This window comes from Prolixibacter sp. NT017 (assembly GCF_009617875.1).
Lineage (GTDB): Bacteria > Bacteroidota > Bacteroidia > Bacteroidales > Prolixibacteraceae > Prolixibacter.
In genome coordinates this window covers 1,463,140-1,480,175 of sequence record NZ_BLAV01000001.1, presented here as the reverse complement: position 1 = coordinate 1,480,175, position 17,036 = coordinate 1,463,140, and the positions used below count along the sequence as shown (strand labels likewise).

The window sequence follows — 17,036 nt, the reverse complement described above, 5'->3', positions numbered from 1 at the left end:
CTTTTACAACTATTTAATTATTTACTTCTTATTTTTCAATACAGCTGAAACAAACGCAACAAACAACGGGTGCGGTTTCAGAACCGTACTGCTGTATTCAGGATGGAACTGTACACCAACAAACCATGGATGTTCCGGGATTTCCATAACCTCGACCAAACGGGTTTCCGGATTAGTTCCAACAGCCTTCATACCGGCACTTTCAAAATCTTTTAAATATTTATCATTGAACTCATAGCGATGGCGATGACGTTCATGAACTTTTCCTTTATTGTACGCAGCAAAAGCTTTAGAATCTTTTTTTAATTGACAGGAGTAAGCACCGAGTCGCATGGTTCCACCTTTCTCGATAATGCCCTTCTGCTCTTCCATCAGGTCTATAACCGGATACTTGGTGGAAGGGTTCATTTCGCTTGAATCGGCGCCACACATATTGAGTACATTCTGTGCAAACTCAATTACCGCGATTTGCATTCCTAAACAAATACCGAAGAATGGAATTTTGTTTTCCCGTGCATATTGAGTGGCCAGTATTTTTCCTTCAATACCACGATGTCCAAATCCAGGTGCCACCAAAATTCCGTCACATCCTTTCAGCTTACGTTCCAGATTCTCCTGCGTAACGCGCTCCGAATGAATCCAGGCTATATCCACTTCAGCTTCATTTGCAGCGCCTGCATGTATTAATGCTTCGGAAATGGATTTATAGGCGTCATGCAACTCCACGTACTTTCCAACTAGGCCAATCTTTATTTTTTGTTTTGGATTTTTGCAGCGATGCAGAAAATCATTCCAGGCTTCCAGCTGAGGAGAAACACCAAGAGGCAGTCCCAGTTTCTTCAACACGATTTCATCGAGCTGCTCTTCCTTCATCTTAATCGGCACCTCATAAATCGTAGGTACATCAATCGATTCAATCACAGCTTCTTTTTCAACGTTACAGAAGAGTGCCACCTTACGCTTAATATCTGGTGTCAACTGATGTTCTGTACGCAACACCAGCACATCGGGCTGTACTCCGTTTTCAAGCAACATTTTCACAGAGTGTTGAGTGGGCTTTGTTTTCAGCTCGCCAGAAGCAGATAAATAAGGAACGAGCGTAAGATGAACGAAAAGCGCATTCTCACCCAACTCCCATTTCAACTGCCGAACAGCTTCGATATAGGGCAGCGATTCAATGTCACCAACCGTTCCACCAATCTCCGAAATCACAACATCAAATTTCCGCTTCGAGCCGAGATATTTGATATAGCGCTTAATTTCGTCTGTAATATGAGGAATAATCTGAACAGTCTTACCCAAATAATCGCCCCGGCGCTCTTTGTTGATTACTGATTGGTATATACGGCCGGTAGTAACGTTATTGGCTTGCGAAGTAGGTGTATTCAGAAAACGTTCATAATGTCCCAGATCCAAATCGGTTTCTGCACCGTCTTCTGTTACAAAACACTCTCCATGCTCGTACGGATTCAATGTTCCGGGATCGACGTTAATGTATGGATCAAGCTTTTGAATGGTTACCTTGTATCCTCTGGATTGCAATAACTTAGCCAAAGAAGAAGCTATGATCCCTTTCCCCAGCGAAGAGGTTACACCGCCGGTCACAAAAATATACTTCGTTGCTGCCACGTTCCTATGATTTTTTGAGCTTTTTTGAAAGTATGCAAAGTAACGAATAAAATCTGAAGAGGTGAAGTCTAAAATTAAATTTAGGGTAAATCTGAGCATGAAAAAGCCCGTTGCCATTCAGTAACGGGCTCTCTTATACTTTATGTAAATCTACCGGGATTCTTCTTCCAGTCCGTCAATGATTTCAATTTTCGATTTCAGGTAATTGATTTGAGAGGTTATGCGATCAATTTTCGACTGGACATTGTCGGCCAGCGACTGAGCGCCTTCCGAGTCACCAAAGAAGCCAATGTTATTTTGCAATGTTCCCAAATCGCTTTCCAGCTGCTTGATGCGCGAAACATTACGGTCGCGTTCGGTATTGATGCGACTCCATCCGCGCGGAATGGTCATCCAGTGTGCCATCTTGTTCCGGAACTTGTACAGGTTACGTTCCTGTTCGTCCATTTCAATTTTATCGAATTGCTCGTTGATGGCGTCCCGGAACTTCGATTCCACATCATCTTTTCTCCGGAAAGGTACGCGGCCGGTCACCTTCCAGCGTTCCTGAAATTCCGCTAATTTAGCAACATCCGCCTCAACATCTCCGGAAGGCTTGAAATTACCAACCTCCTCGAGCAACGCTTTCTTAGCTTTAAGGTGCTCTTCCTGCTCATCCGTCATGCCAGAGAAATGCGAACCTTTTCGGTTGAAAAACTCGTCACAAGCTGCGCGAAACCGCTTCCAGACAATGTCACTCTGCTTTCTTGGTACCGGTCCAACTGCCTTCCATTTCTTCTGCAAAGCAATCAACTTATCGGTTGTGCCCTTCCAATCAGTACTGTCTTTTATTTCCTCTGCCTGTTCACATATCTCGATTTTCTTCGCCAGGTTCTCGTGAAGTTTTTCCTTGCTCTTGGCCCAGAATTCACGTTTTTTCCTGAAGAAGGTATCGTTGGCAGCACGGAAACGTTCCCAAACTAAGGTGTTATCTTTTCTGGGAGCAAATCCAATGGTTTTCCATTCTTTCTGAAGAGCAATAATTTTCTCAGTCATCTCATTCCATTCACGCGGATTGGTCGAATCGAAAATCGCAAACTCCTCGGCCCTCTCGCAGAGCTCAACCTTTTTCTCCAGATTCTCTTTTTGTTTGCTCCGCTCCTCTTCAAAATATTCCTGATATCGTTTGTTGATAACAGTCGTTGCTGCTTTGAATCGCTCCCACAACTCTTGCTTATTTTCCCGTGGCACAGGTCCAATCTCACGCCACATTTCGTGCAGTTTCTGAAGCTGACGGAACGTTTTTACCGCATTGGATTCGTCTTCAGCTAACAGTTCAGCCTTTTCACATAATCCAATCTTCTTATCCATGTTCTTTTTCAAATCAAGATCACGGAGTTCGCGGTTTATCTTAATGTAGTCGTAAAAATTCTCTACATGATGATGGTAATTCTCCCACAGGTCTTTCACTCTTCCCTGTGGAACCTGGCCCAGCTCACGCCAGCGGGCCTGCAGTGCATTAAATTCCTGAAAAGTCGCATTTATCGACTCTTCCTTATTAATCAACGCTTTCAGCTCTTCTATAATCTCCAACTTCTTCTGATAATTTTCCTCTTTCTGAACCTCTTGCCTGCGATGATATTCGGTTCTAAGATTTTTAAATTCTTTCAGAAGATCTTTCAAGTCGTTCTCATACGGCTCGGACTCAGGATGAAAATCTGATTCATTTCCTCCTTCAGCAATAAAAGCTTTCTTCTGCTCTTCCAGTTCCGTATTATGCAGCTTGTAAAAATTGGCTTTGATAGCTTCTACCTGGGGGCGAATATCCTCACTGATACCATTGGGAAGAATTTTCCGGAAAGTATTGATCAGTTGAACCTTGTTATATCCCGAATAATCGACAGAGGCCTTATCGACAGCCTCTTCGTCACTTTCATCCTCCTCTTCGTCTTCATCAACGTCGTCAGGGTCTTTCTCCAGATCCATCGACTCATCCTCTGAAATACTTTCCGTTTTTTCAGTGCTCTCTTCTTCTTTTGAGGTATTTTCTTCCGACTTTTCTACAACAGGCTCTTCATCTTTTTTGACAGCCTCTCCCTCCTCTTTATTTTCGTCGACCTCGTTCGGCTCCTTCTCCAACTCCATGGATTCATTCTCTGAATTATCCGCAGGCTTTTCGGGAGCTTCTTCCTCATTGGGAGCACCTTCATCCGAGATATCTGCAACAGTTTCGTCGTCAGAGGCTTTTTCATCGATATTTTCCGATGAAGACACAACTTCCTCTTCTGCAAGCTGCTCTTCCGGATCGTCTACCTGCTTCTTCTTTTCGGGTTGCTGTTCATCTGCGTGTTGCTCATTGTCAACCGGCGTTTGTCCCTCTTTCGAGACTTCTTCATTTTCTACCCTCTCGTTCAAATTACGAGATTCGTCGTTGTGCTCTGGCATAGCCGAGTTTTTTAGTTCGTTGGACTCCATCAATAATCGAATTTGACCCAAAACACAAAAGCACTTAAGCCTTTGTTATTCTTACGAAAATATAGAATTGGGGGTTAATCCTCAAAGAAAATAAACATATATTTTGAATTTAGCAAAAAGAAGGGGGCTGCGTGATTATTTCGCAGCCCCCATAATTCAAAACCTAACTTGCTATATTACTGTTAACCAATCTTAATTGTTCGAGGTCCCTTATCAATATTCTCTTCACGTTTCGGCAATCTGATTTCGAGAATACCGTTGTTAAAGCCTGCAGTGATGTTTTCAGTATCAACCGAATCAGGCATCGAGAAACGGCGAACGAAGTCTCCTGCTACAAACTCGCGGGTGGTATAACGTGCCGCTTCCTGTTCTTTTTTTGCAGATCCGCCTTTAATGGTGAGAATTTCTTTCTCAAGATTTATATCGATTTGTTCTTTGGTAAAACCAGGAGCCACCAATTCGATGACAAACTGATCTTTTTCTTCTTTCACATTTGCTTTCGGACGACTTGAAGCAAAGCTGTCGTTCCAAACCGAATCGTTAAACAATCTGTCCAACAAATCATTATTTGATTTCATTTTCGAATGTGCGTTCGGGTAAGTCATTAAGTTCAACATGATATTTTCCTCCTTATTACGTTAATTTTTTCAATGTTTTTTCAATTTCTGACCTACTTTATTCAAACGATATACCATTCCATAAATCTTATCAATTTCAAAACAAACAATGCCACATTGACATCCCTATCGGATTTATTGCGCCATTATGACACAACTACACAAAATCAAGCAGACAAAAAGGGTAATTGAAAAGGAGTATTGAGATACTCAAAGGGGAAATTCTACATTTGTAGAAATTTTTGAGATAATGCGCATAGATATCATCACCGTTTTGCCCGAATTGCTGGAAAGCCCGTTCGGTCACTCTATTCTCAAACGAGCTCAGGACAAGGGATTGGCTGAGATTTACATCCACAACCTGAGAGATTGGTCGACGGATAAGCACCGCCGGGTTGACGATTATGCCTTCAGCAAGGAAGCCGGCATGGTCATGATGGTGGAGCCCATCGAAAAAGCAATTAACGAGTTAAAAAGCCAACGCGAGTACGACGAAATAATTTTCACTTCGCCCGATGGCAAACGTTTCAAGCAAAACGATGCCAACCAGCTTTCGCTGAAAAAGAATATCATCATTCTTTGCGGGCACTACAAAGGCGTCGATCAACGGGTGCGGGACAACTTGATTACCCGTGAAATATCAGTTGGCGATTTTGTCCTTACGGGAGGCGAGCTGGCCGCAGCTATTATTGCAGATGCAGTTGTTCGACTAATTCCCGGCGTACTTTCCGACGAAACTTCCGCCTTAACCGATTCTTTTCAGGACGGATTGCTTAGCCCGCCGGTTTATACGAGACCAGCCGATTATAAAGGTTGGAAAGTTCCGGATGTGCTCTTGTCAGGAAACGACCAGCTGATTGAAGACTGGAAAATGGAGCAGGCTTACGAGAGAACGAAAAAACTCCGCCCCGATTTACTCGAGAAACACGACGACGAATAAAGATTTTCTCCACAGCATCCCGGTTCTAATTCCCTGAACCGGGATTTTTTATCCACGCCGGCAAATATTTTTATAAGGACAATAACGGCAGGTCTCTTCCTTCTCGGTCTGAACAAACGGAATGCTTGTATCGAAGATTTCTTCAAGAAGACCAACTAACTTTTCTTTAAATACATCCTGATGCTCGACATAGTTGACCGGCAAATTCCCCAACTCTTTGCTTGTGACCGTTGGCTGAAAATCTTTTTCAAATATTCTGCGCAAAGCATAAATACCAGTTTGAATAATCCCTTCCGATTTCCTGTTGGCATAAACAACCGAAGCATAAATCAAAGTCTGCAGGGCAGCTTTGTTCCGGTTCGACTTTTCCCGATCGAATAAATCATCCAGCATAGTGAAACTGAGATCGGCCTTTCCTGTTTTGTAATCCAGAATTTCGAGAACTCCATCCCGCTTATCCATCCGGTCAACTTTTCCTCCGACAAGAACCATTCTCTCTCCATCAGTTAAAGGGAAATCAGCTTTGACCTTGTTCTCCAGACCTTCAATGGTAAATGGTGCTCTCTCTTTATCCAACGCAAGCACCTGCCTCACATATTTCTTTACAATTTCTCCTACCAGCCAGTTGCGTCCGCGAAGAACAACGGCCTCGGTATTGTCCCCTCCTTTGAAATAGTTTTTCCGAAACGACTGAAGCAGTAAATCCTGAATTCTCAGTTCATCGTCTATCAAGCCCTGAATATCATCGGCACTCAATTCCTTTCCGAGAAATGGAGTATACAAGGCCTCCATCGTATCGTGAAACAGATTCCCAAAAATCCGGGCGTCAACTTCTTCGGTTACTTCATCCGGTTCCTCCAAACCCGCACTGTAGCGAAAATAGAACTGCAACGAACATGTCAGATACTTATCGATCGCGCTCGGTGAAAGCGCCCTTTCGCCTTTAAGATAAGGCTTCAGTGGAGCCATTACATCTTCTGTCTTCTGAACAACAATCGGCACAGGCGAAAGCGAGGAAACCTCCATCGAAACACTCGTTTCCTTAATATCCAGCGGAGTTTCCATCTGCAACTGGTACAAATATCGGCTCTTCTCACCGACAAAAAGTCCTTCGGTACCCGAATGATAAACGAACGTCACATTCTCAGCCCGTTGAAGCAGCCGGTAAAAATAATAGGCATACATAGCGTTCATTTCTTCAACGGACGGCAGACCAAAACCACGCCTCAGGTTGTAAGGAATGAAAGAAGCTTTCGCTGAAGTTTTGGGCATAACGCCGTCATTCATCGACAGAATGACCAGATTACGGAAATCCAGCGTTCGCGTTTCCAGGATTCCCATCACCTGAAGTCCCTGAAGCGGTTCTCCCTCGAAAGGAACCGTAATGCCTCCCAGATATTGTCCCAGAAAACGGAAATAGGTTTCTCTTGTTAAAAAGTTCTCATCCCCGAGAATTTTCTTACCACCGGTTTCCAGCACATCCTTCAGGCGGTTGACGGCCAAATAGAGCTGGAACAAATATTCTTTATGTAACTGATGCCGGTTTTCGCTTTCATCAGAGGGCAGCTTTGTAAACACCGAGCGAAGAATTTCCAGAAAGTAATCCGAATAGTCATCAATCGTTCGCGGAATTTGAAATATCAATCGCAAGAACGGGGATTGCTGTAACCTCTTCGCCGTAAGGTAAACCATGTTTTGCGAAATAATCTCCTCTGTCAACTTTCGGCTTAATTCCGGCTCGATTCCCGAAACCAACTGGTGGCCCAAAAGCGCCAATACATTTTTATAATAGAAAACCGACTCTTCGTGACGCCGGATATTTCGCTGTAGTTCGATCAACTGATTTACCAAACTATAGGCCGGACTGGCATTCACCGGAAATCCCATTGTCACATTCACCTTGCCAATTTGCTCCGGCAAGGCCCCTAACACGGGTAAAAGCAAACCTTCGTCGCACAACACAACCGCTGCATCATCAAATTGCCGGTCAGGTGTCGGCACTTTCATTAACTGGTTCGACGCTACCTGGGCCTGTCCAACCTGTGAAGGGACGTTGATGATTTCGATTTTGGGCGGATGCTGCATAAAATCAGACTCGCCACCTAACGAGGCCGCCTGCGGGAACTTCTTCAGGTTTTTCCTCATAAACAAACCAGCCTCCTGCTGCGGATCATCCAGATAATAACGGTCGTAGTCCCAAAAAAACTTTGCTTTCCCGGTTTCACGGAAGAAGGAAAACAAGATCTCTTCGCATCGGTTCAGCGCGTTGAAACCGGCCAGAATAATGTCTCCAGCTTGCGCTATCTCCAGCTTCTTTTCCTGAATCTGCCTGGCCGTTTCACGGTAAACCATGCCTTCGTAAGCAATTCCCTCATTCAAAAGCCGCTCTCTGAATTTCTCATAAATAGGGAAAAGCGATTGCCAGATTTGCAGAAATTCCTCTTGATTCGGTGTCTTATCGCGGTTGCTCAAGCTCCGCCAAAATCCGGTGATATGTTCCCGGCTCTCATCATCAAAGTCCTGAAAAAGCAGGTCAATCTCTTTCAAATCGGAAATGTTCTGAAAAAGACCGGCCGCATCGACATTGTACTTGTCAATATCGTCGAAATCGTTCACGAGCATATCGCCCCAGAAATAAAAGTCATCGAATGATTCACTGGAACCTGTAACTTCGCGGTAAATTTCATACAGATGAAACACGAGTGTAAGCGGATCGGCCACGTACCAATCGGTCTGACTGGCGAAGAAATCGCTGATGGTAACAATCTCCGGACTGAAAATCGGTTCGGAGACCAATCTATTCAGATAACTATTGAAAAAAATACCGGCTCTCCGGTTTGGAAAAATGATTGTTTGCTCCGAAATTTTGTCTCCGTAAACCTCATATAAATGGGCAGCCAAACGCGCTAAAAATCCCTGCATAAAATTTTTATCAATTAATTCAGAACTATTTAAATCTTTATTGGTTTTCACTGGGAAAATAAGATGTGGAAGTGTAAAGTTGATACTTTTTTATCAATCCTCACACCTTCCTTAAAAATCATCAACGAAAGTTTAAAATTTTACTGAACATATGTCGGTACATCTTTGTATTATTTTTATCATCAACTTATGAATAACACTAACATGGACAAATTCTCACAGGTTGGCAACCAAGAGATTGGGGCGATAGAGGACCTATACAAAGCGTACCTTGAAGATCCGGAGAATGTGGATGCAAGCTGGAAAGCATTTTTCAAAGGTTTCGAATTCGCCCGGCAATCTTGGGCAGAAGCCGAAACACCTGAGGATTGCAAACACCTGGACAAAGAGTTTAAGATTCTGAACCTTATTCACAATTACCGACAACGAGGACACCTGTTTACCCGAACCAACCCTGTACGGACACGCCGGACTTACTCACCAACATTAGATATTGAAAATTTTGGGTTAAGTGAAGCTGATCTGGACATTGTTTTCCAGGCGGGAAATGAAATTGGCATTGGGCCGGCATCGCTGCGTGATATTGTAGCGCATCTCGAAACAACGTACTGTGAATCAATCGGTGTGGAGTACCTTTTTATGCGAAAACCAGAAGTGGTTAAGTGGCTTCGCGAACGCATGGAAGGGACCAAAAATCAGCAGGAGTTTACCGACGAGAACCGGAAACACATTTTCTACCACCTAAAACTGGCAGTTGGTTTCGAGAACTTCATTCACAAAAAGTTTGTCGGTCAGAAGCGCTTCTCTCTCGAGGGAACCGAAACTCTGATTCCGGCCATGGACGCCATCATCGAGCGCGGCGCAGAGCTGGGAATCGAGGAGTTTGTGATTGGAATGTCGCACCGCGGCCGGTTAAACGTGCTGGCCAATATCGTTGAAAAACCTTACAAGAATATCTTCAAGGAATTTTACGGGACCGAATTCGAAGAAGGAATTGCCCTTGGTGATGTGAAATATCACCTGGGTTACGAAAACGAAGTTACCACTGACCAGGGGCATAAAGTGAAGTTAAATCTTCTTCCCAACCCATCGCATCTGGAAGCGGTGGCACCATTGGTCGAAGGCGTTGCCAGAGCTAAGCTGGATCATGAATATGGTAAAGACTTCAAAAAACTGGCTCCGATTGTCATCCACGGTGATGCCGCGATTGCCGGTCAGGGAGTCGTTTACGAAACGGTACAGATGTCACAGCTTAAAGGCTACAAGACCGGAGGTACCATTCACATGGTACTCAACAACCAGGTTGGTTTTACTACCAACTACCTCGATGCCCGTTCAAGCACATACAGCACCGACGTAGCCAAGGTTACCCGTTCTCCGGTATTCCATGTTAACGGCGATGATGTGGAAGCCCTCATCTTTACCATTAAGCTCGCCATGGAGTTCCGGCAGCAATTTGAATCCGATATTTTCATCGATATACTTTCCTACCGGAAGTACGGACACAACGAAGGTGACGAACCACGTTTTACACAGCCTACACTGTACAAAGCCATTGCCAGTCATCCCAATCCACGTGATCTCTACGCTGAAAAACTGATACAGAAAGGTATCATGACCAAAGAAGAGATCAAGAAGGAAATTGATGATTTCAACCAGGCGCTGGAGGTAAAGTACGAAGAGAGTCAGCACATACAAAAACTTCGTATCGAGCGATTCCTGCTCGATGAATACAAGAATTACCGTTTACCGGAACCGTCCGAATCGGATCACGATACCGACACCGGTTACGATATTGACCAACTGAAGGCGGTTGCCGAAAAGATGAATACCCTTCCGGACGACAAGAGCTTTTTCAGAAAAATTATCAAACTTCTCAACGACCGGAAGAAAGCAGCATCCGAAAACCGGCTCGACTGGGCCATGGGTGAATTGCTCGCCTACGCAGCATTGTTGTTGGAAGGTCATCCCGTTCGCATGGGCGGACAAGACAGCGAACGCGGTACATTTGCCCATCGGCACGCAGCTCTGGTGATGGAAGCAACCGACGAAAAATACTTCCCACTCAAACACATTGGTGAAAATCAGGCTCCATTCCATATTTACAATTCCCCGCTAAACGAATATGCAGCGATGGGATTCGAATATGGCTATGCTCTCGCCTGTCCAAAAGGATTAACCATTTGGGAAGCGCAATTTGGTGATTTCAGCAACGTAGCACAAGTAATCATCGACCAATACATCAGCTCTGCCGGTGAAAAATGGGGAATGATGAATGGTTTGGTACTCATGTTACCACACGGTTACGAAGGTCAGGGCCCGGAACACTCCAGCGGTCGTATTGAGCGTATGCTAGCGCAGGCTGCCGGTAATAACATGCAGGTGATGGTCCCAACCACTCCTGCCAGTTTATTCCATATGTTACGACGCCATGTCAAGTGGGATTTCCGTATACCAATGGTAATTTTCACGCCGAAAAGCCTGTTACGTCATCCCAAAGTCATATCTTCTTTCGAAGATTTGGCAAACGGAAGATTCCAGCCGCTTATCCCGGATGATACGGTTAAACCCGGAAAAGCTTCCAAGCTGGTATTTACTTCCGGAAAGATTTATTACGAGTTGCTGGAACGACGGGAAGAACTGAAGAAAAATGATGTGGCGATTATCCGCATCGAACAACTGTACCCGTTTCCGGCCGAAGCCGTCAGGAGTATCATCTATGAAAATAAAAATGCCAAAGGCAAACTTTGGGTTCAGGATGAACCTGAAAACATGGGAGCCTGGCCATACATTGCCCGCAAATATCCGGGCCTGAATCTTGACGTGATTTCCCGGCCCGAGAGTGCCAGTCCGGCCGGCGGATTGATGGAACAACATAAACGACGCCTCGAACGAATCCTGGAAGCCGTTTTTAAATAAAACCCCAAAACAATCACAATTCATCAAAAAAGTACCAAAAAGATGATCATCGAAATAAAAGTACCGAGTCCGGGTGAATCCATCACCGAAGTGGAAATAGGAAGTTGGCTTGTTTCTGACGGTGATATAGTTGAGAAGGACCAGGAAATAGCAGAGATTGAATCAGATAAAGCCACCCTATCTCTCATTGCAAGCGAAGCGGGAGCAGTGAATATTAAAGCAGAGGAGGGCGATTCCATCGAAGTCGGCGCCGTTGCTTGTACCATCGATACGGACAAAGCGGGAGAAGCTCCGGCTAAGCCAAAAGAAGAACCTAAGGCTGAGGAGAAGAAAGAAGCTCCTGTAAAGGAAAAGAAACCCGAAGCAGAAACGAAGAAACCGGAACCACCCAAAACTGAGAAAAAGTCTGAAACGCCGAAGTCTTCCGGAGACGATGTATCTCATGTGAAAACGACTCCAGCAGCCAAAGCCGTTATGGAAGCCGAAGGTTTATCCGTCGAAGAAGTACTCGAAGGTTTGCGTCGTCTTTCCCGTAAGGATGTGGAAACCGCCGCCGATGCCTTAAAAAACCATCCGGCAATGCAAAAGCCCGAAGCGAGTCGCGAAGAGGACCGGCAAACAATGAGCTCACTGCGTAAAAAGCTCAGTCAGCGTCTCGTTTCCGTTAAAAACGAAACGGCCATGTTGACCACGTTCAACGAGCTGGACATGACTAACGTGATGCAGTTGCGCAAGACTTACCAGGAAAGATTTGTTGAAAAGCACGGCTTCAAGCTGGGATTCATGTCCTTCTTCACCAAAGCGGTCAGCGAAGCGCTGAAGCAGCATCCGGGTGTTAATTCCATGATTGAAGGAGACGAAATTGTCACGCCCCGTTACCACGACGTAGGTATTGCTGTGATGACGCCCAAAGGGTTAATGGTTCCGATTGTCCGCAATGTGGAAACCAAGTCGATTCCGGAAATTGAGCTGGAGATAAAAGAGCTGGCTGCCAAAGCCCGTAACCGGAAACTGACCATCGAAGAAATGACCGGTGGAACGTTTACCATTACCAATGGTGGTGTATTTGGTTCGCTCATGTCTACGCCCATTATCAATCCGCCGCAAAGCGGAATACTGGGAATGCATGCCATTAAAGAGCGGCCTATTGCTGTAAACGGCAAGGTGGAAATCCGTTCAATGATGTACACCGCCCTTTCGTATGACCACCGTGTTATCGATGGAAAAGACTCCGTGGGCTTCCTTGTTCACCTGAAGGAATTCATCGAGAATCCGGAGAAATTGCTCTTCGGCGGAAGCTCGCCCGAAGAATTACTGCTGGACTTGTAAATATTGCAACCACTATATGATGCAAAAAGCGGAACCACAAAATGGCTCCGCTTTTTTATTTGCTGAATCCTTTTTCTATCGGGTAATCGTAATTGGCACACACCTTTCGGACACTTTTCCTTCTATCGTTACCGAAGTCAGCCAAACTTCAAAATCGCCTGTTTCATCACCTGTATCGAACGAAACGTGAACCTTATTGTCTTCATCCGCCGTCAAATCAGAGTTCCAATACAACGTATTTCCCATCATTGGAATATTAGGTGAGCCAGCTCCTTTCACATCAGTTAGCACATGTGAACTGTCAGCTTGATCGAGCGTTTGAAACTCAAGGAAGAAAGAACTTTCCGGCAAATCAATCCCCGCCAAATCGTCTTGTCGCGATTTCATACTGATAATCCCTCCGTAAATCAAATTACCACGCTGGTAGGTAGCATTAACCACATCAATGGATTTGATTCGCTCCGGAGGAATGGAGAGAATATTATTCATATCCGACAAGGGCACTCTATCGAGCAGTACCAGTGGCGGATAGAGGCGCAAATCGGAATGGTCGCCCGCAACGAAGAACCGGGGCACTCCGTGATGACGAACCACTACAACGCTGGGAACCAACTCGTAGAAAACCTCTTCAAGCGTTGGCAGCTTGATGTATTTATCCAGATCAGTATGAAAAACCGGCTTTCCAAAGAAATATTCTTCATTCTTCTTAGCTTTCATTGAATCAGGCTTGGTTCTTAACCTAAAATTATTGGCCAACTGCTGACTGATCATCATCCGCTCCGCCATCTTCCTCTCAGCCGGAGTCAACCGAAATTTCATATTAGGAACCGCCAACCTCCGCTGAATAAAATCATTATCAACCAATAACTTGCAGGGAACACTGTCTTTTTCGACCGACATAAATAATTCCCGGTTACCATACTCATCCAAAATAGCGAAGTGGAAAGTCCCGTCTGAACGACTGTAGGTTCCATGAAATTTGCCTTCGCCACCTAAAACTGAGAGGTTAATCCGGGCGTAAGCCACAGGTTTTCCAGTATTTCGATTTACAACCCTGCCGTTTACACTCACTCCTCGTGTTTCCGGAATGAAGACAATCGTATCCCCGGCTACTTTATCGTAATCCGGATCGCGAACGGCCATCTGTTGATGATAGGGCACGTGACTCCCCTTCCGAACGACGGAAACGGTTGTTGTACAAGTTGGATCATTTGCATCAGGGAGCGACAAAGCAAGCGAAACATCTTGCCTCCTTTTAAATGTTTGATGGGCGGTCGAATCTCTTTCCACCTCCCAATTTCCACCGGCATCGCTCTTCAGGGAATCGTTTCCCGAAACCACTTCTTCTGAATAGGGATTCAGAATTTTCACCATCTTCCAGGCAAATCCGGAAGCAGGAAAATTACGCATCCAGCGAGTATAAGCCATTACGTAATAGTACCCTGAAGGAATTACCTCGGGAATGGTTATTCGACCGTCTGCTCCATTCTCTCCGAATGTAAACTTCTCTCGAACAACCGGATTGGCATTCCCATCGATCAACTCCACATACAAAACCTTGCTCCATTCCAATGCCGCCATCTCCGGATTTGACAAATTGCACGCTTTGAAATACAGGTCCTCGCCGGCCACATAAAAATCGCGATCTGTAACGAAAGCAACCTTTTCATTCTGGGCAGGTTCGTCAGCAGCGCGAAGATACCCGGGAAGAGCAATAACCAAAAGTGCAACGGATATTACCAACTGTTTTATAAAAGTTTTTGTATTCATATTCCCTTTATTTTATTGCCAATAAGAAGGTCTGACATTGGTGCCCCCGCGCTTCAAACAATCAAAACACTGTTGATCCGAAGCCACTTTAATGATTGCTCCCGACGGAAGAATAAAGTTATACATATATACTGGATAAGAAGAAGGTGGGTATGGCATCAGATCATCCCTGATTGATTTAATGGTATCGGAACTACAAGAAATCTGTCTCGCCGGATCAGGTGCAGGACCAACAAAAATTCGCTTCTTGCTAACGCCACTGGCAGCAAAAAACCCGAGCACTATTTTACCCGGATTGGACACGCAGGTTATATTTCCCCGAATCATATATGGTTGACTTTCAAACAGCCCACCTGTTTGCTGCGTTTGTTTTTCCAATCCATTCCAAAACTCATAAGCCTCTGCGGATAGAGAGTATTCTCTGACCAGCAGACTATATCTCCACATCAACCGATCCGATTGCGTTGACACATAGTTCAGCTTATAATTTTTCAATACATCTTCAGCCAAATCGCGTGTCGTAGCAGCGTATATTCCCGGTACTTCCTTTGTCATCCAACAAGTGGACCGGTTGTTCTCAAAATGATAATTCAAATGTAATGTACCATCCCACATGGCTGCGACGGTATAGGGAGAATGATACTCCCAGGTTTCCTGCATACTCCAGCGATAATATTGAGTTTTGCCACTGGGATCACTGGTATTCACATAAAATTGATACCCTTTTAAGCCGTCCGGATTTTCCGCAGTACTTTTCGGCTGATAACTGGCTGTCAAACTATCAATAGGAGGAGCTGGTTGCAGTGTCTGGTAATCGGACTCATATACATCGCCCTTGTTATCGATCACCCGCAACATATAGCTGGTTCCATATCCCAAATCACTATTGGTTATATTGGCAACATATTTGCCTCCTCCTTTCCCTGTGTAACGAATTATGTTGCCCTTATCATCGACAACAGTCACCGAACATCCATTCTCGGGAACGTAGGTAGAGTCGGTGTAGGGAGTCGTCCTGGAAACAGTAATCGTTTGGTCACCCGGCTCATCCGTCAACGTCCCACTGATAACCAATAAATCAGTGTAATTGGTTACCGGTGGATTAAATGGCTCCACACAACGCTGCACAATCACCCCAACTATAGCCACAGCAATCAACATCACATATCTTTTTTTTACCACCATTATCATCTGTTTAAAACCTGTTTTTACATTTCTTAGCAGGAATTGCGCCTTAATTGATTTATTTACCACTAGTTAATCTCGCCAAAAATCCGGTTTCACGTTTGTGCCTCCACGAACCAAACAATCGAAGCAACGCTGATTGGAAGCTATTCTCACTACTCCACCGGAAGGTAAAATAAAGTAATACATATAAATAGGGTAAGCTGTTTGCGGATAAAGCATCAAATCACCCGTTCCTTTTATCGTATCAGAAGAACATACAATATCTGTTACCGGATAGGCAGAAGAACCGACAAAAACTCGTTTTTTACTGACTCCACTCGCGGAAAAAAATCCAAGTGCAATCCTATCCGGATTTGAAATACAAGTAATATTTCCGGTAATCATGTACGGTTGCGTTTCGTATAATCCCCCCGTCTGTTGCGTCTGTTTTTCAAGCCCATTCCAAAACTCATAAGCTTCAGCCGAAAGCGAATATTCCCTTACTAAAAGACTATAACGGAATTTTAGTCGATCGCTCAGCGTGGAAACATAGTTCAACTTAAAATTCCTCAACACATCTCCCTCCATGTCGCGAGTGGTGGCAGTGAAAATACCGGGGACTTCTTTCGTCATCCAGCAAGTTGTTCTATTATCCTTGAAAAAGTAATTATCGTGTAAGACACCGTCCCACATGGCTCCAACTTTGTATATCGAATGGTACTCCCAGGTTTCTTGCATACTCCATCGATAATATCTTGTTTTGCCACTGTGATCGCTTGTATTCACATAAAACTGGCACCCATTCAATCCATCAGGAAATTCAGCCGAATATTTAGGCTCATATCGAGCTGTCACACTATCAATTGTTGGAGGTTGCGTTAATTTTTGGAAATCTGATTCAAATACATCACCACGATTATCGATTACCCTCAACATATAGGACGTTCCAGTTTGTAACTGTTCCTTATTAAGCTCAGCTATATAGTTTCCATTTCCAGCGTCGCTCAAATCATAAATATTTCCTGCATCATCCAAAATGGTTACAGTACAACCGATTTCAGGTATAAATGCCGAATCATTAAGACTCGATGTTCGGGATACCATCACCCTCTGAATCCCGGGTTCATCCGTTAGTGTACCATCGATAACAATCAGATCGGTATACTTTTCTACAGACGGATTAAATGGTTCGACACAATAATGCAATCCTCCCATCATCATAAAGATGACAAGCGCTCCTATCAGGTATTTCTTTCCGGATTGCATCATTTACTATACCACAATTATTT

The 17,036-nt window shown here is 44.5% G+C and carries 10 protein-coding genes; 3 read left to right on the top strand and 7 right to left on the bottom strand.

The features are described from left to right. Positions 1-21: 21 nt before the first annotated feature. The 3 genes from GJU87_RS06030 to GJU87_RS06020 all read right to left on the bottom strand — a co-directional run bounded on the left by GJU87_RS06030 (position 22) and on the right by GJU87_RS06020 (position 4,661). Positions 22-1,629: a CTP synthase gene (locus tag GJU87_RS06030; RefSeq protein ID WP_228491872.1), complete on the bottom strand. Its 1,608-nt coding sequence runs from the start codon at positions 1,627-1,629 to the stop codon at positions 22-24. A 150-nt stretch (positions 1,630-1,779) separates the two neighbouring features. Continuing rightward, complete coding sequence (locus GJU87_RS06025; RefSeq protein ID WP_194831459.1) at positions 1,780-4,053, bottom strand: DUF349 domain-containing protein; 2,274 nt, start codon at positions 4,051-4,053, stop codon at positions 1,780-1,782. 212 nt (positions 4,054-4,265) lie between these two features. Continuing rightward, positions 4,266-4,661 carry an Hsp20/alpha crystallin family protein gene (locus GJU87_RS06020; RefSeq protein WP_194831458.1) on the bottom strand — a complete coding sequence of 132 codons (396 nt, stop codon included), beginning with the start codon at positions 4,659-4,661 and terminating at the stop codon, positions 4,266-4,268. 289 nt (positions 4,662-4,950) lie between these two features. Between GJU87_RS06020 and trmD the strand changes: the two genes are divergently transcribed. Beyond that, positions 4,951-5,640 (top strand): tRNA (guanosine(37)-N1)-methyltransferase TrmD, encoded by a 690-nt coding sequence (gene trmD, locus GJU87_RS06015; RefSeq protein WP_153638697.1) that lies wholly within the window; start codon positions 4,951-4,953, stop codon positions 5,638-5,640. A 48-nt stretch (positions 5,641-5,688) separates the two neighbouring features. On the opposite strand, the gene GJU87_RS06010 is transcribed toward trmD, so the two are convergent. After that, on the bottom strand, positions 5,689-8,562 hold the full coding sequence (locus GJU87_RS06010) for a PD-(D/E)XK nuclease family protein (protein ID WP_153638696.1): 2,874 nt from the start codon (positions 8,560-8,562) through the stop codon (positions 5,689-5,691). A gap of 204 nt (positions 8,563-8,766) precedes the next feature. On the opposite strand from GJU87_RS06010, the gene GJU87_RS06005 reads away from it, so the two are divergent. Together GJU87_RS06005 and odhB are read left to right on the top strand one after the other, a co-directional pair. Further along, entirely contained in the window at positions 8,767-11,481 is a 2,715-nt protein-coding gene (locus tag GJU87_RS06005) for a 2-oxoglutarate dehydrogenase E1 component (RefSeq protein WP_153638695.1), read from the top strand. Positions 11,482-11,523: 42 nt separating this feature from the next. After that, positions 11,524-12,810, top strand: coding sequence for a 2-oxoglutarate dehydrogenase complex dihydrolipoyllysine-residue succinyltransferase (gene odhB, locus GJU87_RS06000; RefSeq protein ID WP_153638694.1), 1,287 nt, complete (start codon positions 11,524-11,526; stop codon positions 12,808-12,810). Between the two features lie 75 nt (positions 12,811-12,885). Here the strand turns inward: odhB and GJU87_RS05995 are convergent, their stop codons facing one another. The 3 genes from GJU87_RS05995 to GJU87_RS05985 all read right to left on the bottom strand — a co-directional run bounded on the left by GJU87_RS05995 (position 12,886) and on the right by GJU87_RS05985 (position 17,016). Then, entirely contained in the window at positions 12,886-14,580 is a 1,695-nt protein-coding gene (locus GJU87_RS05995) for a hypothetical protein (protein WP_153638693.1), read from the bottom strand. A 12-nt stretch (positions 14,581-14,592) separates the two neighbouring features. Continuing rightward, on the bottom strand, positions 14,593-15,765 hold the full coding sequence (locus GJU87_RS05990; protein ID WP_194831457.1) for a DUF4249 domain-containing protein: 1,173 nt from the start codon (positions 15,763-15,765) through the stop codon (positions 14,593-14,595). A 72-nt stretch (positions 15,766-15,837) separates the two neighbouring features. After that, a complete protein-coding gene (locus GJU87_RS05985) occupies positions 15,838-17,016 on the bottom strand; it encodes a DUF4249 domain-containing protein (RefSeq protein ID WP_153638691.1) in 1,179 nt (392 codons plus the stop codon). Positions 17,017-17,036 lie beyond the last annotated feature (20 nt).

What these genes read in the sequence shown, in the direction of transcription:
- GJU87_RS06025 (WP_194831459.1), bottom strand. Translation starts at nt 4,053, where the DNA reads ATGCCAGAGCACAACGACGAATCTCGTAATTTGAACGAGAGGGTAGAA.
- GJU87_RS06020 (WP_194831458.1), bottom strand. Translation starts at nt 4,661, where the DNA reads ATGAAATCAAATAATGATTTGTTGGACAGATTGTTTAACGATTCGGTT.
- trmD (WP_153638697.1), top strand. Translation starts at nt 4,951, where the DNA reads ATGCGCATAGATATCATCACCGTTTTGCCCGAATTGCTGGAAAGCCCG.
- GJU87_RS06010 (WP_153638696.1), bottom strand. Translation starts at nt 8,562, where the DNA reads ATGCAGGGATTTTTAGCGCGTTTGGCTGCCCATTTATATGAGGTTTAC.
- GJU87_RS06005 (WP_153638695.1), top strand. Translation starts at nt 8,767, where the DNA reads ATGGACAAATTCTCACAGGTTGGCAACCAAGAGATTGGGGCGATAGAG.
- odhB (WP_153638694.1), top strand. Translation starts at nt 11,524, where the DNA reads ATGATCATCGAAATAAAAGTACCGAGTCCGGGTGAATCCATCACCGAA.
- GJU87_RS05995 (WP_153638693.1), bottom strand. Translation starts at nt 14,580, where the DNA reads ATGAATACAAAAACTTTTATAAAACAGTTGGTAATATCCGTTGCACTT.
- GJU87_RS05990 (WP_194831457.1), bottom strand. Translation starts at nt 15,765, where the DNA reads ATGGTGGTAAAAAAAAGATATGTGATGTTGATTGCTGTGGCTATAGTT.
- GJU87_RS05985 (WP_153638691.1), bottom strand. Translation starts at nt 17,016, where the DNA reads ATGATGCAATCCGGAAAGAAATACCTGATAGGAGCGCTTGTCATCTTT.